Here is a 24,861-nt window from a genome sequence, read left to right as displayed (position 1 = left end):
CATGTAGTCCCACTCGTGGTAGTGCACCGGCGAGGCCGTGCGGTCCTCGGCGAAGATATCGGAGTACTTGCGGCCGTGGTTGTCGTAGAGCTCGGTGCCCAGCACCCAGACCTCGTCGGCGTCCTCGGCGGAGATGTACTCGACGTCGAGCTCGTTGAGCATTTCCATCAGCGAGACGTAGCGACGCTTGTCGTCGATGTTGCCCTCGCGCTGGATTTCCATCGCCGACTCTGGCTTCTCGAACAGGAAACGGTTGTCGTCGCGGTAGGGGATGCTGGGCACGTCCTGGCTGGGGCTGAAGTGCAGGCCCAGTTGCTCGACCCGGTCGGCCAGTGCCAGGCCGGCCTCGCGGACGCGCTCGTAGTCCTCGAGATCCTCGCGGATCGAGTTCACCGCCTCGCGGGCCTGCGCGATCAGCGGGTGATCGTCGGCGTAGTCCGGATCGAGCAGGGCGAGTGCCAGCCGGTCGAGCAGCGGGCCCACGCGCTCGGAATCGGTTTCCTCGTGGCGGTTGACCGCGATCCGCGCGATACGGGTCCACAGCGGTGCGAGACCCGGAAAGTCCTTGCCGGCCAGCGTCTCGACGCGGGCGTCCTCCATGAGGCCGATGAAGGTCTGCTGGAGCTTGGAGGCGTCTTCCGACTCGGCATCGAAGCCCGAGTAGATCATGTGCGCGGCGGCATGGGCAGCCGAGGCGCGGTAGAGGTTGACGCCGTCGACGGAGGAATCATCGCGGTCGACGAAGTCATCGAAGGCATCGGGGAGGTTGATGAACGGCCCCTCGATGAACGGCCGATAGCCCTCGCGGCTCTCGAAGTCGCCGGAGGTGGGGCGCAGCAGGAAGTTGCGGGCCCAAAGGGCGCGCAGGTACATCACCAGCCGACGCTGGACGTCGACGAACAGCGTTCCGCGGCGCTCCTTCTGCAGCACGGCATCGGCATCGGGGCTTGCCAGGCTGAAGTAGGCGTCCAGCGCATCGAAGTCGTTGCGATGGGCGTTGATGCCCCAGGTGGCCCAGCGTCGCAGGCCGCCCAGGGTGAGCACCTCGAGCAGGTGGTCGAGTTGCGTGAGCATGGGGCGCAGGGCGCGCGGCGCCTGCGCCAGGATGTAGTTGACCAGTGACAGGTACTGCTGGAACAGCGAGGCCTCGCCCAGACGGCTCGCGGCCACCGGGGCGGTGGAGAACAGCAGGACGAGCACCGCGGCACTGGTCTTGGAGAACATCTTGATCGACATCGAGAGCAGCTCGAAGGCGGCATCGGTGCCGAGCTCCCTTGCGACCTGCGGGGTGCTTTCGATGTAGGCGAGGACCAGTTCCTCGCCACGACCGAGCGACTGCAGGCTGATCGCCCCGTCAACGTACGCCTCGAGCGCTCGAGGTGAGAAGACGCGCGTGGCGTCCGTCCAGTTGATCTCGAGGATCTCCCGAGCGGACTCGCCCAGCTCGTCCAGGCGTTCCTGGTCTTCTAGCCGTGCACTGCTCATGGTATCGGTCGCATTGTCGCGTGTGGCAAGGAAATGCAAGGGCCGGTCGGATGCCGGCCCTCGGGCGGGATCAGTCCGGCCAGACCCGGCGCGGGTGCAGTGGCTGCTTGCCCTGTCCGGGCGGCTTGGACTTCGTGTCGGACTTGCGGGAAGCCGAGGATTTCGCCGTGCTGGTCGTGGACCGGGAAGCCGGCTTCTGCGTCGTCGTCTTGCGGGTGGTGGTGCTGCGCTTGGCCGGGGCCTTGCGTGCAGTCGAGGTCGCCGGCTTGTTGCTGCTCGCGGCGGTGGCCGGCTTGGTCTCCGGCGCCTTTTTCTCGTCGGATGCGTTGCCGGCAGCGCCCGTCGACTGGCTGTCGGCCTTGGTGGCGGACTCCGACTTCACGCTGGCGCTCAGCTTGTCTTCCAACTTGCTCATGATGGCGTTACCTCGTCAATGATGTTCTCGATTTCGTCCACCGCCGCACGACCGCGGCCGCCAAGCTGGTAGACGCTCACTCCCTCCACGACCGCCGTGCGGTAGGCGGCCCGACGGCGGACGGCCGCCGGGAGGACGGGCAAGCCAAGGCCCGTGATCGCGTTCTGCATGGCACGGGTCATGGCGCTGCGCGGTTCGGTCTGGTTGAGCAACAGAGCCGCCGAAAGGGATTCGTTGCCGTTCTCGCGCGCCTTGTTGACCGCCTTGACGGTGTCGGCACTCGCCCAGAGATCGAGCGGCGAGGGGAGAACGGGGATCAGGACCTGGTGACTGTGAAGCAGCAGCTCGATGGTCACGTTCATGTCCAGCGAGGGCGGACAGTCGACGATTACGAAGTCGCAGGCCTCACGCGCCGCGGCGAGGTTGGCGTGCGCATCGTCGTGATCGTCGAACAGGCGGGGCAGGCCGGACTTGGCCTCGCCCCAGCCCGACCAGTGCCGCAGGGCGCCCTGGGGATCGGCGTCGATCAGTCCCACTTCCGCCCGTCGGGCGAGCCCGGAGGCCAGGTTGATCGACAGCGTGGTCTTGCCACAGCCGCCCTTCAGATTGGCCAGTGCGATGACGTGTGCGGCCATGGTGTCACCCTCCTTGATGGGGTCAGCCTGCCTGGTTAACCGGCCCGGGTTTTCTCGGCCAGTTCGGTGGCCTGCCGGGCGAAGCGCACCTCGAGGTCCCCGAGCGTTTCTTCCAGCGGGGAAACGTTGACGCTCACCTGGGTGCGGTCGAATTGCAGGCTGGGGTGATAGCCCATCTCCTCGGACACCTCCGCGAGGCGGTCGAGGAAATCGCGCGTCTGTGCGTAGTCCTCGAACTCGAACTTCCGGATCAGCATGGGGGGGCGCTTCTGGGTCTGCCAGCCGTCCACCTGGATGTCGGTCGTCTCAACCATGTGCGTTCTCCCTGAGAACTCGTGTTGCCTAACCGCCGAGCTGACGGACGTGGCCCAGCTCTTCGTTGAAGAGGTGGGCGAAGAGGGCGCCGGTCTCGTCCGGCTGGAAACGCCGGAACCAGTTGGCCGCATCCTCGTAGAATCGCACGCTCTCCCATTCCTTGGCCCGACCGAGCGCCAGGAGTTCTTCCGGGTCGCGACCCGGCCGGACCGGGGCGAGGGAGAGCGCCGGTGGGGCGAACCCCAACAGCAGCATCTGCCGGGTGACGAGGTCGGCGTGCCCCATTTCCTCGTCCGACAGGCGCGTCAGTTGTTCGGCCAGCGAGTGCTGGCCCCAGAGCGATGCCAACGTGGCACGGGTGGCATGCTGCTGGGCGGATTCCATTTCCAGTTCCAGGGCTCGTCCGAGAAGCCCGATCACACGCGAATTCGATCGCATGATCATGGTCAACCCCTCAATTCACAGGATCAGCCACGTTACGCGTCCGCGGAGGGGACGCACCAGGAGGACTCGCAGTGGGCGGGATCCTCCGGCAGGATCGACTCGACCTCACCATGCACGCGGGCAATGATGTGGGCCGCCACCAGGCCGTCGCCGACGCGCTCGCAGGCATCGGCACCGGCGCGAACGGCGGCGTTCACGGCACCGGTCTCGCCGCGCACGAGCACGGTGACGTAACCGCCACCGACAAACGAGCGGCCGATCAGCCGCACTTCCGCGGACTTGGTCATCGCGTCCGCTGCCTCGATGGCAGGGACGAGGCCGCGCGTCTCGATCATGCCCAGTGCAATACCGGAATTAGCCATGTGTGAAACCCTCGGGTCAGTCAATCCAAACGGGAGCCGTCAGCACAAACGTGTCTTAACAGCTCCCGAAACAAGAATCTGGTTGGCAGACAGGACCGTGCCACGAGGACACGGCCGCAGGAGCCTGCTCAAAGTACCCGGAATTAGGCGTCCGGGGTTTTCGGCAGAATGTTCTCTACCTCGGAGTGGACACGCGCGATGATGTGCGCAGCGACCAGACCGTCACCAACGCGCTCACAGGCGTCGGCGCCAGCGCGAACGGCAGCGTTGACAGCGCCGGTCTCGCCACGGACCAGAACGGTCACGTAACCGCCACCGACGAACTGACGACCGACCAGGCGAACCTCGGCAGCCTTGGTCATGGCGTCAGCCGCTTCGATTGCCGGCACCAGGCCGCGCGTTTCAATCATTCCCAGTGCGATACCGGATACATCAGCCATTTGAGTTACTCCCAAGCTGTAGTTGAATCAGTCGGCGACGTCAGGCCGCCGACATTACGTGAATCCGCCTTAGGCTTCCGGGGCTTTCGGCAGGATGTTTTCTACTTCGGAATGGACGCGCGCGATGATGTGCGCAGCGACCAGGCCGTCACCAACACGCTCACAGGCGTCGGCACCAGCACGAACGGCAGCGTTGACAGCGCCGGTCTCGCCACGGACCAGAACGGTCACGTAACCGCCACCGACGAACTGACGACCGACCAGGCGAACCTCGGCTGCCTTGGTCATGGCGTCTGCCGCCTCGATTGCCGGCACGAGGCCGCGCGTTTCAATCATTCCCAGTGCGATACCGGATACATCAGCCATCTCGTCTCTCCTCTCGAACGACTTGTTAAACAGAAAACCTAATGTCAGCAAGGATCCCAGTGATCGATGATGCCGACAATTGTCAGATCCGTCTGGATCGTGGGATCCGGGAGCGCTAACCGCGCGGCGGAACCGCTGACGGTCACGACCCATTTACCCTCTGGTGCCCCGACCGGGTCGGCCGCGACGTTGAGCGTGCCGGACTGGTCGACCAGCACCCTCAAGGAAACGTGTTTCAACCCGGGCACGCGCCGCGTGGCCACAAGGTCGGAACGTACCTGCATGATCTCCATGTCACTCAGCAGACCATTGGTCGATGATCCCCACGATGGTCAGGTCGGACGGGTAGGACTTGCTGCCCGCCGCTTCCCTGGCCGCCGAGGAGCCGACGCAGATGACCCAGTCGCCCGGGATGCAGCCGATCGCGTCGACCGCCACCTGCGGCGTGCCGCCCGGCTTGTCGGTCACGACCAGCAGCGGGCGGTGGCCCAGCTCGCCGATCCGGTTGGTGGAGACCAAGGTCTTTTCGACCCGCATGATCTTCATGCCTGAGAAACCTCTTCAATTTCGCTGCCCGACGGGCGGTCCTGGACACTGAGCTGGAAGTACAGCATGCCCTCGTCATCCAACTCCGAGTGGCGGGCGCGGATGGCGTTGCATACTTGCCGCGCCCGTCCTGCCGCGCGCTCCCGTGCCCCCGGCACACGACCGTCGTAACGGTAATGGATGGCGATCGGGATCGGCAGTCCGTGGCTCACGTTGAGCTTGCGGAAGATCTTGATCCCGACGTCCAGGTCGTTCGTGTTCTCCTCGACGGTGTGGAGGTGTGCGTAATACGCGATGTTGCGCATCTGCACTTCCTCGAAACCGTCGCCGACGCTGATGTAGCGCTCGGCATGGCCGATGCTCTCGGCCGGGTAGCGGCCCTGGTGCCGCTCGGTCACGTAATCGATCTGCGACAGGTTGTTGACCAGCAGCGTGGCGATGAGTCGTCGCATGCCGTCATGCGGTTCGCCACTGGTGCTGCGTCCCCAGTCGTCCGTCTCGTTGACCTCGCGGATCGCGTCGTACACGGCCCGGTGCGCGGCGTGCCGATCGAGATTCAACGTCTCCCTGTACAGGTAGGCGTTGTCGATGTAGCGATGCACGCTGATGTCGCCGTCGGCATCCGGGACGTGGACGCGAATCGCGTCCGTGTCCGTATCGACACCCACCAGGAGGATGTCGGTGCTCGCGCCACAGCAGTAGGTGTTCTCCACTGCCTGGCGGAAGGCATGCAGCCGGTCCAATGCGGCCTCGGCTGCCTTGCGCTCGTCGCTGCCATGCGCGGCGCAGCCTTCATGATTGGGGTCCGATGAGCTGCCGTGGTAGACCGCGATCTTGAGATAGCGGCTACCCTCGTCAGCCCGATTCGGTACGCCCTCGCGAAACCGGCGGAGTTCGACTTCGCTCCATTGGCGGAGGTCTTCCTCCACGTCGAACAGTGCGCCGGCATACGCCTTGCGATAGGTGAACGACCAGGGCTGGAGCCGTAGGATGAACGGCATCAGGCCCTTGAGCCGTCCGTCCGAGCAGGGACTGATATCGATCGCGTGAAAACCGCAGTCGAGAAAGAAATTGCTCGTGGACAGCGCGTCGTTCTTTTGGTCTTCCAGTTTGCGCCCGAACTGCTTCGCCGCAGCGTTGAGCGCTTCAAAGGTGGCACTTGCGAACAGACCCCGCAGGTCCGGGCCGTTGATCCAGCTGTCGGCCAGAAGGGCTTCATCGAAGCCGTGGCCGAGCCGGTCGCGGGCCAGGTCCTGGATGCGCTCGCCCAGCTCCCCGTCACGGGGCAGGGCGGTGACATCCTTGAGGAACGGGACGATGCGATCGAACCGCTCCGTGACGGAGTCCTCGCAATACGCCAGTTGCCGGTTTGCCTCGTGGTCGGTCAGCGGGTGACGGCAGTTACGCTCCGGCAGCGTCGGGCAGGCCGGGTGCGCCACCTGGGGCGCCCCGAGCACGCCGCGGGGCCCCTTGGGCGCCCCGAGCCCGAAGGGGGCCCGGCGCTGACCCAGGCGGGGGGCACCCAGCCTGCTGCGTCGAAACGGTTGCTGCGTCATCACTCCGCTCATTCCTGCCACTTAGCCCCTGGCACCACCGGAGTAGGTGATGGTCGAGCCGTTCATGTCATTGCCGCTGCTGCCGGTGATCTTGGATGCCGGAACATCCGGACGCGGCACTTCACGGTTGACCCAGGCGTTACGCACGGCACCGCGAGCCTGTCCGCGCAGGGACGGGTTGCGGCCCTGGGCCCATTGACCCTCGGTACCGGTCACCGAACCGTTGCGAGACCAGTCGTCACCGGTAATGCGACAGCGATCGCCACCTTCACCGGTAATGCGCTCGGAGACCTGCGGTTCCGGGGCGCACTGCAGCTCGGCCTGGGCCGGAGCGGCGGCCGGGATCTCCGGCTGCGGCTCGGCGGCCTCGACCGGCTGGGCCGGCGCGTTCTGAGTCGGCGCCGGCTGGGCCGGGGCGGGGGCGGGTGCCGGGGCCGCTGCCTGCGGGGCAGGCGTCGGCGTCGGCATGACCGAACCCATCCGCGGATGCGCGGCGCTCGCCTCGGGGTGACGGAACTCCGGTGTACCGGTGATCAGTCCCATGGCCATGTTGCCGGGGCCGGTGATACGGCCACCCTGGTCAAAGGAGCTGCCCGTGACGCGTCCGCGAGCGGCGCGTGCCGGCGTGGTCACGCTGAAGTCCTCCGGGGCCGTGATCGGCTCCTGGACCGGGGCGTGTGCCGCCTGGGGCACGTACCGTGCACTCGGCTGAGTCCGCGCAGCCATCGGGTAGCTGCTCGGTGCGGCGCAACCGGTGTGCATCGCGTTGGCGTAGGGCGTGCCACTGACGTAGTGGTCGTAACCGTACTCGTTGCCGGTCACCTGCTCGGTCCGATCCATCGGCGTTCCGCCAACGGTCTGGCCTTCGCAGGTCATCGACTCCTCGACCTTCTCAGCGTGGGGTGCGGGCGAACCCGAGCAGTAGGCACCGTAGTGTTCGGCGCCGTAGTACTCGGTACCGGTGACGGGCATGCACCCCCCTTGCTCGTCACCGGACATCTTTGGGTGATGGTCGACGCGCTGACCGGTCAGTCCACGACCCCCGAGGGTGTGCATGGACTGGACCTTGTCGACGCCGCCACCGCAAAGACGCGGTTCGCCGTACTGAGAACCCGTGACACGGGAGCAGGAACCCGGCTCGTTGCCCGTCACGCGCTCGCTGCGATCCACGAGGTTGCCCGTGATCCGCTCGCCGTGGCGCGACTGGTCGACGCCGACCTTCTGGTAACCCGGCTCGGGACGCGTGTCGCAGAACGACTCGTACTGCTCGAAGCTCAGGTACTGGGTACCGGAGACATTGCGGCAGGTGCCCGGCTCGTCACCCGTGACGTGACTGGAGCGACCCATGGCGGTGCCCGACACGGTGCGACCCGTGTAGGTATGCGTTTCCGCCACCTTCTTCGGTGCGCCGTTGATGGTCAATCGCGCCACGCCCGAATCCGCGTACTCGGACCCGGTGATCGGCCGGCTTGCGCCGGTTTCACCACCGGTTGCCCGGGCGGGACGGAACTCGTCGCTACCGGTCACACGCATCTGCTTCTCGGTCCGGCCTTCCACGACCTTGTCGGCGTGGGTAGGACGGGCCTTGGTGCCGCAGAACGTCTGCAGGTCTTCGCTGCTCAGGTACTCGGTGCCGGTGACGGACTCGCAAGTCCCGCGCTCGTCACCGGTGACCTGGGCGGCTCGACCCACGGTGGTGCCGCTGACGCCGTGACCGCTGGCGGTCGTCGACGTGCGAACCTTCGGCGCGTTCGGCTGCGGGCGGGTGGAGCAGAACGACTCGTACTGCTCGGAACCGATGTACTCGGTGCCGGAGATCACCCGGCAGCTGCCGGACTCGTTACCGGAGACGCGGCGGCTGCGCTCCACCTGGGTGCCCTTCACCTCACGGCCGGAAATCGTGTGACCGGTTTCCACCTTTTTTGGCTCGGCGGCCTCGCTGGTGTGCTCCGGCTTGCGACGTCCGGTGGGACGGCAGGAAGGGGCGCTGCCCCGACCGTAATGGCACAGCATCTCGCGATGGCGCATGGCCGCTTCGCGTCCGCTGGCGCTGGTGTCCAGATAACCCGGAACCTGGTAACCCACACGTCCCGGACCGCCCTGCGATGCCGGCTTGGCCGGCAGCGCGCGCTTGCCCTTGTTCGCCATCGCCTCGCGGCGAGCCTGGCAAATCTGGCGCACGCGGTTGGCCTGAGGGCCAAGGCGGGCCGGACGCTTCTTGGCGACCGTACAGAGCGACTCGAACGAAGCCTCGTGCTCGGATTCGGCCTGGGTGTCGTTGCTAGCCGGTGCCGGCTTCGGCTGCGAGCGAACCTCGTCAGCGAAGGGCATCTGCTTGCGACCCGGGCCGCCCTGGGAGGCGGGCTTCGGCGGGAGTGCACTCTTGCCGTACTTCGCCATGGCCTGGCGACGGGTACGGCAGACGGACCGCACCAGGTCCGCCTCGGAACCGTACTGACCCGGATCGGACTCGGCGAGCGAGCACATCTGGTCGACGGATTCGTCGGTGGACGCGGATGCGTGGGATTGTGAGCTGGCAGCGCCGTTGCTGCCGGAAGCCCGCGATGCCGCGGGGTTCTGGCGAGCGGCCGACGCGGCCGATTTCCAGGTCGAGGTGCTGGCGTTCTTGCCGTGTGCAGACAACTGCGCACGACGGGCGCGGGCGAGTTCCTTGCCGGTCAGGCCGGCGAGGCTGCCGCCACCCTGAGAAGCTGCCGCGGTGCTGCCACCACGGGAAAGCTCCTCACGTCGGGCGCGAGCTGCTGCACGATTTCTGGCTGAGTTGTTTCCAGATTGTACAGGCATGCCTGTTGTACCTCGTGTTGATGGTTGAGCTGCCCGCCCGAAGGCGGCCAGCCTCATCGCTTATCAGCCGGCGCGGTAAACCACGAAGGCCAGACCCTGGCTCTGGGTGAAGTTGTCATACGCAACCAAGCGAACGTGATGGCCCGGGTACTTGCGATGGCACTCTTCGATCTCGGTGAGCACGTTGTCGACGTTGTCTTCACCGAAGAACGGCAGCTTCCACATGTACCAGTAGTGGTTCATCATGTTTTCCGGCTCGACGTGCTCCACGCTCGGGCTCCAGCCCTGGGCGATGGCGTACTCGATCTGAGCGCGGATCTGGTCCGGAGTCATCGGCGGCAGGTAGGAGAAAGTCTCGAACTTGACCGTCGTCTTGTAGTCCTGCATTTGGTTCATGGTTTCTTACCTATGAGTCAGATTCTGGTTAAGAAGGCCTGGATTAGCGGTTCTGAGTGTCGAGCTTGTCGACGGTGTCGAACTCGAACTTGATCTCTTTCCAGGTTTCCATGGCGATCTTCAGTTCCGGGCTGTGCTGTGCAGCCTGGGTCAGGATCTCCTTGCCTTCACGCTCTACGTCACGACCCTGGTTGCGGGCCTCGACACAGGCTTCCAGAGCGACGCGGTTGGCGGCGGCGCCAGCGGCGTTGCCCCACGGGTGACCCAAGGTGCCACCACCGAACTGCAGGACGGAGTCGTCACCGAAGATGGCGACCAGTGCCGGCATGTGCCAGACGTGGATGCCACCGGATGCGACGGCGAAGACGCCCGGCATGGAGCCCCAATCCTGATCGAAGAAGATGCCCCGCGAGCGGTCTTCCGGGATGAAGGATTCACGCAGCAGGTCGATCCAGCCCAGCGTGGAGGCGCGGTCGCCTTCCAGCTTGCCCACGACGGTACCGGTGTGCAGGTGGTCACCGCCGGACAGACGCAGGATCTTGGTCAGTACGCGGAAGTGGATGCCGTGGGTCGGGCTGCGGTCGATAACCGCGTGCATGGCACGGTGGATGTGCAGCAGCATGCCGTTTTCCTGACACCACTTGGCCAGACCGGTGTTCGCGGTGAAGCCGCCGGTGATGTAGTCGTGCATGATGATCGGTGCGCCAATTTCCTTGGCGAACTCGGCACGCTTGTACATCTCTTCCGGGGTCGGAGCGGTAACGTTCAGGTAGTGACCCTTGCGCTCGCCGGTCTGCGCCTGGGCAGTCTCGGTGGCCTCCTGGACGAACAGGAAGCGATCACGCCAGCGCATGAACGGCTGGGAGTTGATGTTCTCGTCGTCCTTGGTGAAGTCCAGACCGCCACGCAGGCACTCGTAGACGGCACGGCCGTAGTTCTTGGCCGACAGGCCCAGCTTCGGCTTGATGGTGCAACCCAGCATCGGACGGCCGTACTTGGACAGCTTGTCGCGCTCGACCTGGATACCGTGCGGGGGGCCGCCACAGGTCTTGATGTAGGCGATCGGGAAGCGAACGTCTTCCAGGCGCAGACCGCGGATGGCCTTGAAGCCGAATACGTTGCCGACCAGCGAGGTGAACACGTTGACGACAGAGCCTTCCTCGAACAGGTCGATCGGGTACGCGATGAACGCGTAGAAGGCCGAGTCGTCACCGGGCACGTCCTCGATGCGGTACGCACGACCCTTGTAGTAGTCCATGTCGGTCAGGAGGTCGGTCCACACCGTGGTCCAGGTACCGGTGGAGGATTCGGCTGCAACAGCGGCAGCGGCTTCCTCGCGATCGATGCCCGGCTGCGGGGTGATCTTGAAGCACGCCAGCAGGTCCGTGTCGAGCGGCGTGTACTCCGGCATCCAGTAGGTTTCGCGGTAATCTTTTACGCCCGCGCTGTAACTTTTGTTCGCCATAGCGATCCTCCGGAAGGGTAAGGTTGGCATTGGGTTTGGGATCGACCTAGGGGTAGGCCCCTCTTTCGTCTCGACCGATACTATACGGCCACCGACCATCAAAGCAATTCAAAATAAATGATGCTCGCCATAAACAAAACCTTATGGATTAGTCGATGATTCGATTCACGTTGCACCAGCTCCGCGTCTTCAGCGCCGCGGCCGAACTTCTCAACTACACGAAGGCAGCCGAGAAGCTTCATCTTACTCAACCTGCTGTTTCCATGCAGATTCGTCAGCTCGAGGATAACGTCGACCTGCCCCTGTTCGAGCAGACCGGCCGTCAGCTCTATCTCACGGACGCCGGACGTGAGCTCTACGGCTATGCCCAGCGCATCCTCGAAGTGATCACCGAGGCGGAGGAAGTGCTGGAGGGCATGAAAGGGATGCATCGGGGGCATCTGCGGGTCAGCGTTGCCAGTACGGCCAACTACTTTGTAGCCCGTCTGCTGGCAGATTTCTCGAAACGCTACCCGGGAGTCTCCATCAGCCTGGATGTCACCAACCGTCAGCGTCTGCTACGGCAACTGTCGGACAACGAGGCCGACATCGTCATCATGGGGGAACCGCCGACCGACGTGGACCTGGTTTCCGAGGCATTCCTGGAAAACCCGCTGGTGGCGATCGCGGCTCCCAGCCACCCGCTGGCCGGGAAAAAACGAATAACGCTGGAGGAACTGGCAGAGCACCGCTTTGTGCAGCGCGAGTCGGGGTCGGGTACCCGTGCGGCGATCGAGCGGTTCTTCGAGGAGCACGGGCTGGCCGTCGAGCCGGGGCTGGAAATGCGCTCGAACGAGGCGATCAAGCAGGCGATCGAGGCCGGGCTGGGCGTGGGTATCGTCTCGCAGCACACCCTCGAGCTGGAATTGGAGACCGGGCGGCTGGTGATACTGGATGTCGAGGGCCTGCCGATCATCCGTCACTGGTACATGGTCCAGCGACAGGGCAAGCGGGACACGCCGGTCATGCGCAGCTTCCACGATCACGTGCTGGAGCAGGCCGAGCGACAGGTGCGCCTCCCGGCGAAGGGCTGAACGCTGCGGATTCCCCTCTAGCGCTTCTGGCGTTCTTCCTCGCGGACCAGCGGCGCCCAGAACTCGCGCAGGGCGGCCACCGGCACCGGCTCGTTCGCGTTGACGAACGGCTCGGCGGTGGAGGCGAGCACCGGGTGGCGCTCGGTCATCTGCTGCATCCAGTGGATGTCGCGGTAGGAGAGGTAGTCGTTGGAGAACTGGGCCGGCAGCGAGACCCACTTCGCCACGGTGGCGGCAGGCGCCAGGGCGAGCCACACGGCCATGGCGATCAAGGGGACCCCGACCCAGGGGTGGCCGTACTGCGCCGTGTCGGCCAGCAGTGACCACTGCATCATGAAGAACGCCCCGCACAATGCGATCACGCTGGCGTACATCCAGCGGTAGTTCAGGGCGATTTCATAGACGTCCACCAACCGGGCGATCAGGTCGGGCTGGTAATCGAATTCGTCACGCAGGTCGAGTGACTGCTGGGTCATAACGGACTCCTGGGCACTGGTTCCGGCGGGGCGTGGCAGGCGTGCCCCCGCAGAGTTCGGGAATCCTTTCTCCGAGGGTAGTTGTTTCAGCGCGACCGGTCAGGCCGGCACGCGGTCGAAGGTGAGGAACTGGTAGTTGTATGGGTTCTTGTCGTCGGCGTCGTGCCGGGTCGCTTCCACCAGTTCCCACTCGTCCGGCACGTACGCCGGGAAATGGGCGTCGCCGGCCACCTCGAGCTCGACCAGGGTCAGGTACATGCGGTCGGCGCGTGGCAGGAACTGGTAGTAGATGTCCGCCCCGCCCATGACCATGACCTCGCGGTCCTCGTCCAGATGCGCCTCGGCCTCGTCGAGGGCGTCGTTCAGCGAGTGGACGATGATCACCCCGTCGGCGGTGAAGTCCTCGTCCCGGGTCACGACGATGTTCGCGCGTCCCGGCAGTGGCCGGCCTATCGACTCGTAGGTCTTGCGCCCCATGATCAGGGGCTTGCCCATGGTGACCTGCTTGAAATGCTTCAGGTCGGCCGGCAGGCGCCAGGGAAGCTGGTTGTTGCGACCGATGACCTGGTTGCGGGCCATCGCGGCGATGAGGCTGACGCGCATGACGGATTCCTGCCGGAAGGGCGGTTGCGTTCGAGACTAACCCGTCAGTCTACCGGATTCCCCGCATCGAATCATGCTCGAACGACTCCGTTCAGACGGCCACCTTGGCCTTGATGTGCGGATGCGGGTCGTAGTCGACCAGCTCGAAGTCGTCGAAGACGAAATCGTCGATCGAGCGGCGGTCCGGGTTGATGCGCATGCGGGGCAGGGAGCGCGGTTCGCGCGCCAGTTGCTCGCGCGCCTGCTCGAGATGGTTGTGGTAGAGGTGCGCGTCACCGAGCGTGTGGACGAACTCGCCGGGGGCCAGGTCGCAGACCTGCGCGATCATCATGGTCAGCAGGGCGTAGCTGGCGATGTTGAACGGCACGCCGAGGAAGATGTCGGCACTGCGCTGGTAGAGCTGGCAGGAGAGCTTCCCGTCGGCGACGTAGAACTGGAACAGCAGGTGGCAGGGCGGCAGGGCCATGTGGGGCACGTCCGCCGGGTTCCAGGCCGTGACGATCAGGCGGCGCGAGTCCGGGTTCGCCTTGATCTGCTCGATGACCTGGCCGAGCTGGTCGATGGTGCCGCCGTCGCGCGTCGGCCAGGAGCGCCATTGCGCGCCGTAGACCGGGCCGAGGTCACCGTTCTCGTCGGCCCACTCGTTCCAGATGCGTACGCCATTGTCCTGCAGGTAGCGCACGTTGGTGTCCCCGCTGATGAACCACAACAGCTCGTGGATGATCGAGCGCAGGTGCAGCTTCTTGGTCGTCAGGGCGGGGAAGCCCTTCGAGAGGTCGAAGCGCATCTGGTGGCCGAAAACGCTGCGCGTGCCGGTGCCGGTGCGATCGTCGCGATCCACACCGTGGTCGAGGACGTGCTGCATCAGGTCGAGATAGGCCTTCATTCGGGTCTCGCGGTCGGTTGGGTGTCAGCAGGGCGATCCATGATACCGCGGCGATAGGCCCAGATCAGCAGGCCGATCCCCGCGAGGATCATGGGCGCGGACAGGACGTGACCCATGGTCAGCCAGTCGCCGGCGAGATAGCCGATGTGGGCATCGGGCTCGCGCACGAACTCCACCGCGAAGCGGAACGTGCCGTAGCCGGCGAGGAACAGCCCGGAGACGGCCATGCGCGGCCGGGGTTTCATCGAGAAGACCCAGAGCAGGATGAACAGCACCAGCCCCTCCAGGAACGCTTCGTAGAGCATCGAGGGGTGGCGCGGTTCCGGGCCGCCACCGGGGAACACCATGCCCCAGGGCAGGGTGGTCGGGCTTCCCCAGAGTTCGGCATTGATGAAGTTGCCGATGCGGCCGAAGAACAGGCCCACGGGCACCAGCGGGGCGATGAAGTCGGTCACGGTGAAGAAGGCCAGCCCCTGGCGTTTGGCGAAGATTACCATCGCCACCAGCACGCCGAGCAGGCCGCCGTGGAAGCTCATGCCGCCGTCCCAGATGGCGAACAGCGAGAGCGGCGACCCGATCAGCATGCCCGGCTGGTAGAACAGCATGTAGCCGATCCGCCCGCCGGCGATCACCCCCACCGCCGCGTAGAAGAGCAGGTCGTCGACCTGCACGCCGTTCACCGGCCAGTCGGGCCGACGGGCGCGCAGGCGGGCCAGCAGCCAGGCGCCGGCAAAGCCGAACAGGTACATCAGCCCGTACCAGTGGATGGCCAGCGGGCCGATCTGCAGGGCGACAGGGTCGATGGCGGGATAGTCCATGGGGGAAGAACGCGTTGGCGTGGTTGTGAATCAGCACGGAGTCTACCAGTATCCGGGCAGTACCCACCCCATGGACAAGAGACGCCCCGGATGACCAACCCGCGCATGCTTGAATCGACCAGCCCCTACCTACGTGCCCACGCGGACAATCCGGTCGACTGGCACGAATGGGGCGAGGAGGCCCTCGAGCTCGCCCGGCGCGAGGATCGCCCGATCCTGCTGTCGATCGGCTACGCCGCCTGCCACTGGTGTCACGTGATGGCGCGGGAGAGCTTTTCCGACCCGGACATCGCGGCGGTGATGAACCGGCATTTCGTCAACATCAAGGTCGACCGGGAGGAGCGCCCGGATCTCGACAAGACCTTCCAGACCGCGCATGCCCTGCTCAACCAGCGTGGCGGCGGCTGGCCGCTGACGGCGTTTCTCAATCCCGACGATCTCACCCCGTTCTTCATCGGCACCTACTTTCCCGCGAAGCCCCGTTTCGGCATGCCGGGCTTCGCCGACCTGCTCGAACGCGTGGCCACCGCCTACCGGGAGAAGGGAGACCAGACCCGGCAGCAGGGAGCGGCCGTGCGCGAGGCGTTGGCGTCCAGGCCGGTGGGTGGCTCGAGCGTCCCGCGGGTGTCGGTCGCGGACGCGGCCCGTGCCCGCCTCGAGGCCTCGCTGGACCGAGAGCACGGTGGGCTGGACGGGGCGCCGAAGTTCCCGCAACTGCCCATTCTCGATTTCCTGATCGACGAGGCCGCCTCCCGCGGGAGCGACGGGGAGGGCGAGCTGGACCATGCCGTGGCCGCCCTGCTCGACGGCGGGCTTTTCGATCACCTCGACGGCGGCATCTTCCGCTACTGCGTGGACGCCGACTGGACCATCCCCCATTTCGAGAAGATGCTGGTCGACAATGCCCAGTTGCCCGCTACCCTGGCGCGCTTCTGCCGGCTGGCGACCGGCGAGGATGCCTTCGCGGCGCGGCGCACCGTGATCGAGCCGCTGATCGAGCGCGGCGTCAGGCACTTTTTCGAACGCATGCGCTTGCCCGACGGCAGCCTTGCGGCCAGCCTCGATGCCGACACCGAGGGAGAGGAGGGCGGAACCTACGTCTGGACGCCCGACGAGGTACGCGCCGTGCTCGAGGCCGCCGGCGTCGACGTGTCCGCCATCGGGGCCTTTCTCTCCGACTACGGCCTCGATCGTTCCGCGAATTTCGAGGGGAGTTGGCACCTGGCGCGGGTCGCCCGGGCGAGACGCGTCGAGCAGGTCCGCCCCCTCGACGAGACCGTCCGCGCGGCGCTGCTGGCGGCACGTGACCGGCGGGCGCAACCGCGCCGCGACGACAAGTCGCTGGTCGGCCTCAACGCTCTGGCAGCCACGGGGCTGATCCGTGCTGGAAGCCTCCTTGGCCGCCGGGACTGGGCGGCCCTGGGCATGGACCTCTGCGACCGCATCACCCCGGCAGAGTCCGCGATCACCGAGATGCCGACGGGTCACCTGGGCAACCGCGCCTCGGTCCCCGCCTTTCTCGACGACTACGCGCTGTTGCTCGAGGCGCAGGCCGAGGCCTTCCTGCAGGTCCCGGACGACCGACGCCTCGTGCTCATCGAGGCGATCGTGTCGACCGTTACCCGGCGTTTCCTCGACGCCTCCGGGGGATTCCGGCTGAGCCATCCGGGTCACGGCTCGCCAGTGGAATCACTCGTGGTCTACACCGATGATGCCCAGCCGTCGGGCAACGCCGTGCTGGCCGACACGCTGGCGCGCCTGGGCTATGTGCTGGGGCGCACGGACTGGCTGGAACTGGCCGAGGGCGTGCTCAAGGCCGCCGCGGGCTCGATCGACCGGGCCCCGACGGCCCATCCCCGCCTGCTCTCCGCGATCCGGCACTTTCACCAGCCCGCGACCGTGGTCGTGCTCAAGAGTTGCGAGCTGCCCGCCTGGCAGTCGGCCATCGACCGGCTGCGCCAGCGGGGGATGACGGTCCTGCCCACGGCGAGCGAGACGTTGTTCTCCGACAAGCCCATGCCCGAATCCGGACCTGGGCTGGCCTACGTGTGCCGCGGCACGACCTGCCTGCCTCCCATCGACGAGCCGGAGCGCCTGGTCGCTCAGTTCGCCTGACGAGGACGCGCCGTCCTTAACCGAACCTCCATCGAATCGTCACGGGTCTGCCAATTCGCGGGCGCACCCTCGGAGCCTCCCGGGGACAATGCACACGTGGAGATGATTCGATGCCTGCAGAAAACACTGACGGGTCACGCCGGCTTGCGGTGACGTTCGCCATCACGGCGGCGGAACGAGAGGCCTGCTACCGGTTGCGCTACCGGGTGTTCGTGGAGGAGATGGGCGCGAGGGTGCCGGAGGCTGATGACGGACTGGAGCTCGATCGCTTCGACCCGTATTGCCACCACCTGATGGTTCGCGATACGCACAGCGGGGCGGTGGTCGCCTGTACCCGCATCCTCACGGACACCCAGGCGTGCCTGACCGGCGGCTTCTACTCGGCCCAGGAGTTCGAGCTCGACGCGATCGCCCGCCTACCCGGGCGGGTGATGGAGATCGGTCGGACCTGCGTGGCGCCCGAAGCGCGTAGCGGGGCCACCATCGCCGTGCTGTGGTCGGGGCTGGCCCGCTTCATGGAGACCAACCGCTTCGGCTTCCTGATCGGTTGTGCCTCGATTCCCGTCAACGATGGTGGCGTGGCGGCCGGGCGGATCGCGACCGGCCTGAGTCGGCGGCACCTGGCCCCGGAGGGGCGTCGGGTGACGCCGCGTCATCCCCTGCCGTACATGGACGTCGGTGACGAACCGGGCGAACTGCGACTGCCGCCGCTGTTGAAGGCCTACATGCGCCTCGGGGCGAAGATCGGCGGCGAGCCCTGCCTGGACGAGGCCTTCGGTTGCGCCGACCTGTTCATCCTGCTCGAGAGCCGGGACCTGCAGGGGCGCTACCAGCGTCATTTCGTGGAACGTCGACGGCCTGAAACGGCCCTTGCGAGCGAGTCGATCGCCGCCTGAGAAGGGGCAGAGCGGGGCGTTTCTCAGTCTTCGGTGGCAGGCTGGCGGCAGTAGGGAGCCAGTTGCTCGGCCAGTGCCTCGATGCCCAGCCGAATCTCCCGCAGGTCCAGTTCCCGGCCGGCCGGCAGGGGGGCAGGTTCCGGGCTCGACGTCGTCGGGGCCGTGGGCGCTTCGCCCGTTTCGGCCTGCGGGTCGAGTTGCAGCAGGTTGCCGCCACTCTGGCTGATGCGCTCGCGCATGTCGCGCACGGCCTCGAGCGCACTCGAGGACTCGCGCGAAGAAGCCTTGGGCAGGGCCGCCAGTTGCTGACGGGCCCCGGCAATGGTGAAACCCTGCTCGTAAAGCAGGGTTCGGATCAGGCGGATGAGTTCGATGTCGTGGCGCTGATAGTAGCGGCGGTTGCCACGCCGCTTGATCGGCTTGAGCGGCTCGAATTCCTGTTCCCAGTAGCGCAGGACGTGCGATTTCACGTCACAGAGCTGCCCCACCTCCCCAATGGTGAAATACCGCTTGTTGGGGATGGGCGGAAAGCTGAATTCAGTCTTGCTCTGGGCCGTCATAGGCTTCTACCAGCGACTTCAGTTTCTGGCCGGCGCGGAAGGTGACCACCCGCCGGGCGGTCACCGGGATCATTTCTCCGGTACGGGGATTGCGCCCGGGGCGCTCGCTCTTGTCCCGCAACTGGAAGTTGCCGAAACCCGAGAGCTTGATGTCCTCGCCGGATTCCAGCACCTGTCGCATCTCCTCGAAGAAGAGGTCGACGAAATCCTTGGCCTCGCGCTTGTTTAGGCCAATTTCATTGTGCAGCGTTTCTACAAGATCCGCTTTCGTAAGTGCCATGTAAATCGGTTCCCGGGTTCAAGTCAACCGCGCAGTTCGACGTTCTTCTGGCGGAGATGTTCGAGTATGTGATTGATTGTATCGGTAATTTCGTCGTCGGTCAGGGTCCGTTCCTCGTTCTGGAAGACGAGTTTCACCGCGAGCGACTGCTGCCCCTCCGCGACCCCTTCGCCCACGTAGCGGTCGAACGGCTCGATGCTCTGCAGGTACGGGCCGCCGGCGCCACGGATGGTCACGGCCAGTTCGGCGAAGGGCATGGAGACCGGGGTCACCAGCGCCAGATCGCGCCGGATCTGCGGAAACTTCGACAGCGGACGGCTCTGGGCCAGCGGGCGCTGAGAGATGCCATCGAGCGCGAGGCGACACACGAAGACGGGACCTTTGAGGTCGAAGGCCTTGAGCGTGTCGGGGTGCAGGGCACCGATCTCGCCGACCGGCTCGCCGTCGATCAGCACCGCCGCGGCCTGGCCCGGGTGAAGCGCCGGGTGCTCGCTGCGGCGGAACGATACCGCATCCTGGAGACCCAGGCCTTCCAGCAGGTCGACCAGGTCGCCCTTGATGTCGTAGAAGTCGGCCGGGCGGGTCGGTCGTGACCACTGCTCGGGCGCGGCCTGGCCGGCCAGCACGAAGGCCAGCTCGCCTGACTCGCTCGCCTCGGCGGCCGTGCCCCCGCTAAAGCGGTGGCCGGTCTCGAACAGGCGGATGGCCGGCTGCTGGCGTTTCTGGTTGTGGGCTACCGCCTCGAGCAGACCCGGCCAGAGGCTCTGGCGCATGACCGCCATCTGCTCGGCAATCGGGTTGGCCAGCGCGATCGGTTCGCTTGCCGGGGTGATGGCCCGGTCCAGCTCGCGGTCGATGAAGCTGTAGGTGATCGCCTCGAAATATCCGCGGTCGGCCATCAGGGTGCCGATCTGCGTGGTGGTGTTGGTGGTCACCGGCGGCAGGCCGATCTCGGGCGTCATGCGGGTGATCGGCGCGCGGAAGTTGTCGTAGCCGATCAGGCGCGCCAGTTCCTCGAGCAGATCCTCGGGGATGGCCAGGTCGAAACGGCGGGTCGGCGGCTCGACGGACAGCCGATCGCCGTCGCGCGTGACGTGGCAGCCCAGTTGACGGAGCAGGTGCTCGGCCTGATCCGCGGGGATTTCCATGCCGAGACGATTGCTCGCCCAGGCGGAGTCCAACGGGATAGTCGGCTGGTCGCGAAGTTCCCGTCCACCCTCGGCCTCGCGGACCGGGCCGGCGGTGCCGCCGAGGTAGTCCGTGATCAGCTGGGCGGCACGATCGATGGCCTCTGCGGGCAGGGTCGGGTCGACGCCACGCTCGAAGCGGAAGGCTGCGTCCGTGGTCAGGCCGAAGCGCCGGGCGCGGCCGGCGACCGCCTCGGGGGTGAAGTGGGCGGCCTCGAGCACGATCCGGTGAGTCTCCCCGGTCACGCCGGAACCCGCGCTGCCAATGATGCCGGCCAGGGCGATCGGGCCCTGCTGGTCGGCGACGACCAGGCAGTCGTCATCCAGGGTCAGCTCCTGGTCGTTGAGCGCGGCCATGGTCTCGCCCTGGGTCGCCCAGCGCACGCGGATGTCACCGTCGATCTTTTCCGCGTCGAAAGCGTGCATCGGCTGACCGGTCTCGAGCATCACGTAGTTGAGGATGTCGACGATCGGCTCGACCGTGTTCACGCCGGCGCGACGCAGCCGTTCGGCGATCACCGGGTCGGTGGCACTGCGAGCGGGGATGTTCTCGATGACCTGGGTGAGATACACCGGGCAGGCATCACTGGCGTCGGCGGCGATGCCGGCGTCACGGGCCGTGTGAACCACGACCTCGGGGGCGCGGGTCTCCGGGGCGAGCACGGGGGCGTCGAACAGTGCCGCGCACTCCTGGGCCAGCCCGGCGATCGACAGGACGTCACCCCGGTTGGGGGTGATGCCCAGTTCGATGACGTGATCGTCCAGGTCCAGCCATTCACGCAGGTCCGCGCCGATCGGGGCGCCGGCCGGCAGGTCCCACAGGCCGGCATGGTCGCTGGAAAGGCCCAGCTCGGCCGCCGAGCAGAGCATGCCGTGGGACGGCTCGCCGCGCAGCTTGGCCTGTCTGATCTTCATGCCGTTGGGCAGGGTGGCGCCGACTCGGGCGAGCGGGGCGAGCATGCCCTCGCGCACGTTGGGCGCACCGCAGACCACCTGCCAGGTGGTCTCGCCGTCGGAGACTTCGGTGACGCGCAGCTTGTCGGCGTCCGGGTGCGGGCGCACGGATTCGACCACGCCCACCACGACGTTGTCGAAGGCCGGCGCGGCCGGCTCGATGGCGTCCACCTCGAGGCCGGCCATCGTCAGCCGGTGGGCGAGTTCCTCGGTATCGACCTCGGGGTCGATCCAGCTTCTGAGCCAATGTTCGGAAAATTGCATCGCGTAATCAGGTCCTTGGGCCTTGTCCTGTCGACCGCCATGGTCGCGCGGTCAATGGAGCCAAATCCGGGGCGGGCGGACACCACCGTGCCCGCCATCTCGCTTACTGAAACTGCCGCAGGAAGCGCAGGTCGTTCTCGAAGAACGAGCGCAGGTCGTCGACGCCGAAGCGCAGCAGGGCCAGCCGCTCGATGCCCATGCCGATGGCGAACCCGCTGACCTCGTCGGGGTCGAGGCCGACCGAGCGCAGGACGTTGGGGTGCACCATGCCGGCGCCGAGCACCTCGATCCAGCCGGTCTTCTTGCACAGGCGGCAGCCTTCGCCCCCGCAGTGGACGCACTGGATATCGACCTCGGCCGACGGTTCGGTGAAGGGGAAGAACGACGGGCGCAGCCGCACCGGTAGATCCTCGCGCTCGAACAGTGCCGCAAGGAAGGTCTCCAGCGTGGCACGCAGGTCGGTGAAGCGCACGTTCTCGTCGACGTACAGCACCTCGATCTGGTGGAACATCGGCGAGTGCGTCATGTCCGAGTCGCAGCGGTAGACGCGGCCGGGGGCGATGACCTTCAGCGGCGGCTTCGACTCCTGCATGGCGCGGATCTGCACCGGGGAGGTGTGCGTGCGCAGCAGGTGGCTGGCGTCGAAGTAGAAGGTGTCGTGCATCGCCCGGGCCGGGTGGCTCTCGGGGATGTTCAGCGCGGTGAAGTTGTGCCAGTCATCCTCGATCTCAGGGCCTTCGGCGACGCGGAAGCCCATGGCCTGGAAGATCGCCGAAACGCGCTCGGTGATCTGGGTGACCGGGTGCTTGGCGCCGGGCGGCCGGCGCCGGCCGGGCAGGGTGACGTCGATCGTCTCGGCAGCGAGCCTGGCCTTGAGCGCCTCGGCCTGTAGCGCTTCGCGACGGCCCTTTAGGGCGTCGATGACACGGTTCTTGACCGCGTTGATCGCCGCCCCGCGCGTCTTGCGCTCATCGGGGTCGAGCTGGCCGAGGGCCTTCATCTGGGCCGTGATCGACCCTTTCTTGCCGGTATATTCCACCCGCAGGGCTTCCAGTGCATCGAGGCTGTCGGCCGCCTCGATGCGCGTCAGCGCATCCTTCTCCAGGGTGTCCAGGGAGTTGCTCACCGCCTATGTGCTCCTTCCAGTTGTATTGCCACCCTTTTGCCGGACATCCATTCCCCGAACGGGTGCCCTGCAAAAGGCGTTATTGTGGCCTAAACCTCAGTAAAATCAATGCCTTCAACGAAAAAAGGCGCCACGGGGCGCCTTCGAGAAGTGCAGTCAGGGCGGCGCGAGGCCACCCCGGATCCGTAGCGGGTCGGATCAGCCTGCCAGGGCAGCCTTCGCCTTCTCGGCCAGGGCAGCAAAGCCCGGCTTGTCGTGAACCGCGATGTCGGCGAGGACCTTGCGGTCGACCTCGACGTTGGCCTTGTTCAGGCCATCCATCATGCGGCTGTAGGACAGGCCGTTGTTGCGTGCCTCGGCGTTGATGCGGGTGATCCACAGGCCGCGGAACACGCGCTTCTTCGCGCGACGGTCACGATAGGCGTACTGACCGGCCTTGATGACCGCCTGCTTGGCAGAGCGGTAGGTACGCGAACGGGCACCGTAGTAACCCTTCGCCTTGTTCAGGACTTTCTTGTGCTTGGCATGGGCGGTAACGCCACGCTTGACTCGTGCCATGGTCTATCTCCTCACTTCTTGCCGTAGGGCATCATGCGCTCGACGAGCTGGACATCGGCCTCGTGAACGTAGGCCGGCGAACCGAGCTGACGCTTCCGCTTCGACGATTTCTTCGTGAGGATGTGACGCAGGTGCGACTGACGACGCTTGACGCCGCCCGCGGTGATCTTGAACCGCTTGGCGGCCCCGCGATTAGTCTTGATCTTGGGCATGATCAACTCCAGTTCAGGTTTGTTTTTGGATATCCGGCCACGTCGGAGTGTTTAACGTGCGCGGACGATTTCACCGTTGCCTGCCCACGAGAGTTCCCGGGGCGGCGAAACGGCGCATGAGAATACCGGAGAGCGGCCGTGATCGCAATCCTTCCATGCAAAACCGCGACGTGCGTGGTCGCCCGTGAAAGGCGGCGTGCGAGGCACCGATGCGGCAGACCGATGCGGGAGGGGTCACATCGGGTGCCGTTAAAAGCAGGGCAAGGGGCTATGCTTGACTGCAAGCCTGCCTAGGGTCGTGCTCCGGCTTTGTGCGGAACCACTGGATCGGCGCAAAGCCATCTTCTTCCGGAGTTTTTGAGATGAAGAAGGCCGTGCTGATTTATTACGACGCGCGCATGCTCGGCCACGAGCCGTCAGGCTGGGACACCCAGCACCCGGAATGGAGCGATGCCGTCAAGGCGATGATCGCTCATCAATATCCCGAGGCGAGTCTGGAGACCTACGCCTACCCCGAGCGCCCGGAGCGGTTGACGGCCATCGTCGAACGGCTGCAGGCCGAGCCCGTCGACGGCCAGGCCTGGCGGACCCCGATGCAAGCGACGCATGCCCAACTCCAGCGAGTCCACTCGGTCGAGCATTTGGCGTACATCGAGTCGCTTGTCGGTGGCTCGGGCTGGCTGGCACAGGACACGACCGCGGTATCCCCCGAAAGCGTGGTCGCAGCGAGACTGGCAGCCGGCGCCGGCATCAGCGCGATCGAGGCAGTTGCCAGCGGTGAAGGGCGCCATGCGTTCTGCATCGTGCGTCCGCCGGGGCATCACGCCTCGACGGATCATGCCCGGGGCTTTTGCCTGTACAACAACATCGCCGTGGCTGCCATGCACGCGCGGGAGGTGCTGGGCTATCGCCGCGTGATGATATGGGACTGGGACATGCACCATGGCAACGGTACCCAGGACATATTCTACGAACGGCCCGACGTGCTGGTCGTCGACAGCCATTGCGAAGCCCCGTTCTACCCCGGGACCGGCACGCTGGCTGAAACCGGCACCGGGGCCGGGCTGGGCTATCACCTGAACGTCCCGTATCCACGGGGGAGCGGCAACGCGACGCTGCTCGATGTGTTCGATCAGGTGGTGCGCCCGGCGGCACGGGCGTTCCGGCCTGAACTCATCCTGATTTCGGCCGGTTTCGACTGCCACTACCTGGACCAGACCTGCACCATGGACGACACCGGCTTTGCCGCGCTGACGCAGCACATTTGCGCGCTGGCGCACGAGCTTTGCGACGATCGACTGGTGATGATGCTCGAAGGCGGCTACAACGCCCAGGCCCTGTCGGATAGCGCGCATGCCACTATCCGGGCGCTTGCCGGCCACATGGTGGAGGGGATCAACGTGCTGCCCGCGGACGAGGGTCGTGCCGCGGTGGCCGAGGCGGCACGATTCCATGCCGATTCCATCGCTGCGCTTGGGCAGGGGGCGGAGGGATCCAACACCGTCGGTGGTTCGCTTTAGGGACGGTCTGCACGCATCCGGCAAACAAGAAACCCGCCGAGTGGGCGGGTTCTGAGGGTCAATGGACAGGGTGTCGGTCGGGCCTAGGCGCTTTTTGCCTTTC

Annotated in this window: 26 protein-coding genes and 2 pseudogenes; 4 read left to right on the top strand and 24 right to left on the bottom strand. The window is 66.0% G+C overall.

Features of this window, described 5'->3' with window-relative positions; genetic code table 11:
• From ACESL5_RS06090 to ACESL5_RS06025, 14 genes and pseudogenes are all read right to left on the bottom strand, one after another.
• Positions 1 to 1,485: pseudogene (locus tag ACESL5_RS06090) on the bottom strand (VWA domain-containing protein); the annotation flags it as partial.
• A gap of 70 nt (positions 1,486 to 1,555) precedes the next feature.
• Positions 1,556 to 1,900 (bottom strand): hypothetical protein, encoded by a 345-nt coding sequence (locus ACESL5_RS06085; RefSeq protein ID WP_372591887.1) that lies wholly within the window; start codon positions 1,898 to 1,900, stop codon positions 1,556 to 1,558.
• A complete protein-coding gene (gene parA, locus ACESL5_RS06080; protein ID WP_372591886.1) occupies positions 1,897 to 2,535 on the bottom strand; it encodes a ParA family partition ATPase in 639 nt (212 codons plus the stop codon). The genes ACESL5_RS06085 and parA overlap by 4 nt, the downstream gene beginning before the upstream one ends.
• A gap of 35 nt (positions 2,536 to 2,570) precedes the next feature.
• Positions 2,571 to 2,849, bottom strand: coding sequence for a 4a-hydroxytetrahydrobiopterin dehydratase (locus ACESL5_RS06075; RefSeq protein WP_372591885.1), 279 nt, complete (start codon positions 2,847 to 2,849; stop codon positions 2,571 to 2,573).
• Positions 2,850 to 2,877: 28 nt separating this feature from the next.
• Entirely contained in the window at positions 2,878 to 3,288 is a 411-nt protein-coding gene (locus tag ACESL5_RS06070; RefSeq protein ID WP_372591884.1) for a bacterioferritin, read from the bottom strand.
• Positions 3,289 to 3,326: 38 nt separating this feature from the next.
• Entirely contained in the window at positions 3,327 to 3,656 is a 330-nt protein-coding gene (locus ACESL5_RS06065) for a BMC domain-containing protein (protein ID WP_372591883.1), read from the bottom strand.
• Positions 3,657 to 3,799: 143 nt separating this feature from the next.
• A complete protein-coding gene (locus tag ACESL5_RS06060; protein ID WP_125198464.1) occupies positions 3,800 to 4,096 on the bottom strand; it encodes a BMC domain-containing protein in 297 nt (98 codons plus the stop codon).
• Positions 4,097 to 4,165: 69 nt separating this feature from the next.
• Positions 4,166 to 4,462, bottom strand: a complete 297-nt coding sequence (locus ACESL5_RS06055; protein WP_058575618.1) for a BMC domain-containing protein — start codon at positions 4,460 to 4,462, stop codon at positions 4,166 to 4,168.
• 44 nt (positions 4,463 to 4,506) lie between these two features.
• Positions 4,507 to 4,755, bottom strand: coding sequence for a carboxysome peptide B (locus ACESL5_RS06050; protein ID WP_411275709.1), 249 nt, complete (start codon positions 4,753 to 4,755; stop codon positions 4,507 to 4,509).
• Position 4,756: 1 nt separating this feature from the next.
• Entirely contained in the window at positions 4,757 to 5,008 is a 252-nt protein-coding gene (locus ACESL5_RS06045) for a carboxysome peptide A (RefSeq protein ID WP_058575620.1), read from the bottom strand.
• Positions 5,005 to 6,564 carry a carboxysome shell carbonic anhydrase gene (locus tag ACESL5_RS06040; RefSeq protein WP_372591882.1) on the bottom strand — a complete coding sequence of 520 codons (1,560 nt, stop codon included), beginning with the start codon at positions 6,562 to 6,564 and terminating at the stop codon, positions 5,005 to 5,007. The genes ACESL5_RS06045 and ACESL5_RS06040 overlap by 4 nt, the downstream gene beginning before the upstream one ends.
• A gap of 21 nt (positions 6,565 to 6,585) precedes the next feature.
• Entirely contained in the window at positions 6,586 to 9,369 is a 2,784-nt protein-coding gene (locus ACESL5_RS06035; protein ID WP_372591881.1) for a CsoS2 family carboxysome shell protein, read from the bottom strand.
• A 63-nt stretch (positions 9,370 to 9,432) separates the two neighbouring features.
• Positions 9,433 to 9,765: a ribulose bisphosphate carboxylase small subunit gene (locus ACESL5_RS06030; RefSeq protein WP_372591880.1), complete on the bottom strand. Its 333-nt coding sequence runs from the start codon at positions 9,763 to 9,765 to the stop codon at positions 9,433 to 9,435.
• Between the two features lie 43 nt (positions 9,766 to 9,808).
• Positions 9,809 to 11,230 carry a form I ribulose bisphosphate carboxylase large subunit gene (locus tag ACESL5_RS06025; protein ID WP_372591879.1) on the bottom strand — a complete coding sequence of 474 codons (1,422 nt, stop codon included), beginning with the start codon at positions 11,228 to 11,230 and terminating at the stop codon, positions 9,809 to 9,811.
• A gap of 155 nt (positions 11,231 to 11,385) precedes the next feature.
• On the opposite strand from ACESL5_RS06025, the gene ACESL5_RS06020 reads away from it, so the two are divergent.
• Positions 11,386 to 12,303, top strand: a complete 918-nt coding sequence (locus ACESL5_RS06020; protein ID WP_372591878.1) for a LysR family transcriptional regulator — start codon at positions 11,386 to 11,388, stop codon at positions 12,301 to 12,303.
• 17 nt (positions 12,304 to 12,320) lie between these two features.
• Here ACESL5_RS06020 and ACESL5_RS06015 read toward each other — a convergent pair whose 3' ends face one another.
• The 4 genes from ACESL5_RS06015 to lgt all read right to left on the bottom strand — a co-directional run bounded on the left by ACESL5_RS06015 (position 12,321) and on the right by lgt (position 15,086).
• Complete coding sequence (locus ACESL5_RS06015) at positions 12,321 to 12,779, bottom strand: hypothetical protein (RefSeq protein ID WP_372591877.1); 459 nt, start codon at positions 12,777 to 12,779, stop codon at positions 12,321 to 12,323.
• 99 nt (positions 12,780 to 12,878) lie between these two features.
• Positions 12,879 to 13,382 (bottom strand): type 3 dihydrofolate reductase, encoded by a 504-nt coding sequence (gene folA / locus ACESL5_RS06010; protein WP_372591876.1) that lies wholly within the window; start codon positions 13,380 to 13,382, stop codon positions 12,879 to 12,881.
• Between the two features lie 91 nt (positions 13,383 to 13,473).
• The gene (locus ACESL5_RS06005) at positions 13,474 to 14,268 is read right to left on the bottom strand and encodes a thymidylate synthase (protein ID WP_372591875.1); all 795 of its coding nucleotides are present in this window, start codon (positions 14,266 to 14,268) and stop codon (positions 13,474 to 13,476) included.
• Complete coding sequence (gene lgt / locus ACESL5_RS06000) at positions 14,265 to 15,086, bottom strand: prolipoprotein diacylglyceryl transferase (RefSeq protein WP_372591874.1); 822 nt, start codon at positions 15,084 to 15,086, stop codon at positions 14,265 to 14,267. Before lgt ends, ACESL5_RS06005 begins: the two co-directional genes overlap by 4 nt.
• Positions 15,087 to 15,176: 90 nt before the next feature.
• Here lgt and ACESL5_RS05995 point away from each other — a divergent pair, with 90 nt between their 5' ends.
• Together ACESL5_RS05995 and ACESL5_RS05990 are read left to right on the top strand one after the other, a co-directional pair.
• Positions 15,177 to 17,201: a thioredoxin domain-containing protein gene (locus ACESL5_RS05995; RefSeq protein WP_372591873.1), complete on the top strand. Its 2,025-nt coding sequence runs from the start codon at positions 15,177 to 15,179 to the stop codon at positions 17,199 to 17,201.
• Positions 17,202 to 17,311: 110 nt separating this feature from the next.
• The gene (locus tag ACESL5_RS05990; RefSeq protein WP_372591872.1) at positions 17,312 to 18,097 is read left to right on the top strand and encodes a GNAT family N-acetyltransferase; all 786 of its coding nucleotides are present in this window, start codon (positions 17,312 to 17,314) and stop codon (positions 18,095 to 18,097) included.
• A gap of 298 nt (positions 18,098 to 18,395) precedes the next feature.
• On the opposite strand, the pseudogene ACESL5_RS05985 reads toward ACESL5_RS05990, so the two are convergent.
• From ACESL5_RS05985 to rpmI, 6 genes and pseudogenes are all read right to left on the bottom strand, one after another.
• A pseudogene (locus ACESL5_RS05985) lies at positions 18,396 to 18,657 on the bottom strand (MerR family transcriptional regulator); the annotation flags it as partial.
• Positions 18,635 to 18,937 (bottom strand): integration host factor subunit alpha, encoded by a 303-nt coding sequence (locus ACESL5_RS05980; protein ID WP_372591871.1) that lies wholly within the window; start codon positions 18,935 to 18,937, stop codon positions 18,635 to 18,637. The pseudogene ACESL5_RS05985 and the gene ACESL5_RS05980, both read right to left, overlap by 23 nt.
• Positions 18,938 to 18,960: 23 nt before the next feature.
• On the bottom strand, positions 18,961 to 21,342 hold the full coding sequence (gene pheT / locus ACESL5_RS05975; RefSeq protein WP_372591870.1) for a phenylalanine--tRNA ligase subunit beta: 2,382 nt from the start codon (positions 21,340 to 21,342) through the stop codon (positions 18,961 to 18,963).
• Between the two features lie 103 nt (positions 21,343 to 21,445).
• Positions 21,446 to 22,456 carry a phenylalanine--tRNA ligase subunit alpha gene (gene pheS, locus ACESL5_RS05970; RefSeq protein ID WP_372591888.1) on the bottom strand — a complete coding sequence of 337 codons (1,011 nt, stop codon included), beginning with the start codon at positions 22,454 to 22,456 and terminating at the stop codon, positions 21,446 to 21,448.
• Between the two features lie 210 nt (positions 22,457 to 22,666).
• Complete coding sequence (gene rplT, locus ACESL5_RS05965) at positions 22,667 to 23,026, bottom strand: 50S ribosomal protein L20 (protein WP_125198479.1); 360 nt, start codon at positions 23,024 to 23,026, stop codon at positions 22,667 to 22,669.
• Positions 23,027 to 23,037: 11 nt separating this feature from the next.
• Positions 23,038 to 23,238, bottom strand: coding sequence for a 50S ribosomal protein L35 (rpmI, locus tag ACESL5_RS05960; RefSeq protein WP_125198480.1), 201 nt, complete (start codon positions 23,236 to 23,238; stop codon positions 23,038 to 23,040).
• 362 nt (positions 23,239 to 23,600) lie between these two features.
• Here rpmI and ACESL5_RS05955 point away from each other — a divergent pair, with 362 nt between their 5' ends.
• Positions 23,601 to 24,758: a histone deacetylase gene (locus tag ACESL5_RS05955; protein ID WP_372591869.1), complete on the top strand. Its 1,158-nt coding sequence runs from the start codon at positions 23,601 to 23,603 to the stop codon at positions 24,756 to 24,758.
• Positions 24,759 to 24,861 lie beyond the last annotated feature (103 nt).

Source organism: Guyparkeria sp., assembly GCF_041687595.1.
Classification (GTDB): domain Bacteria; phylum Pseudomonadota; class Gammaproteobacteria; order Halothiobacillales; family Halothiobacillaceae; genus Guyparkeria.
The sequence above is the reverse complement of the archived record's forward strand: the minus strand, read 5'-3'. Positions and strand labels throughout refer to the sequence as shown.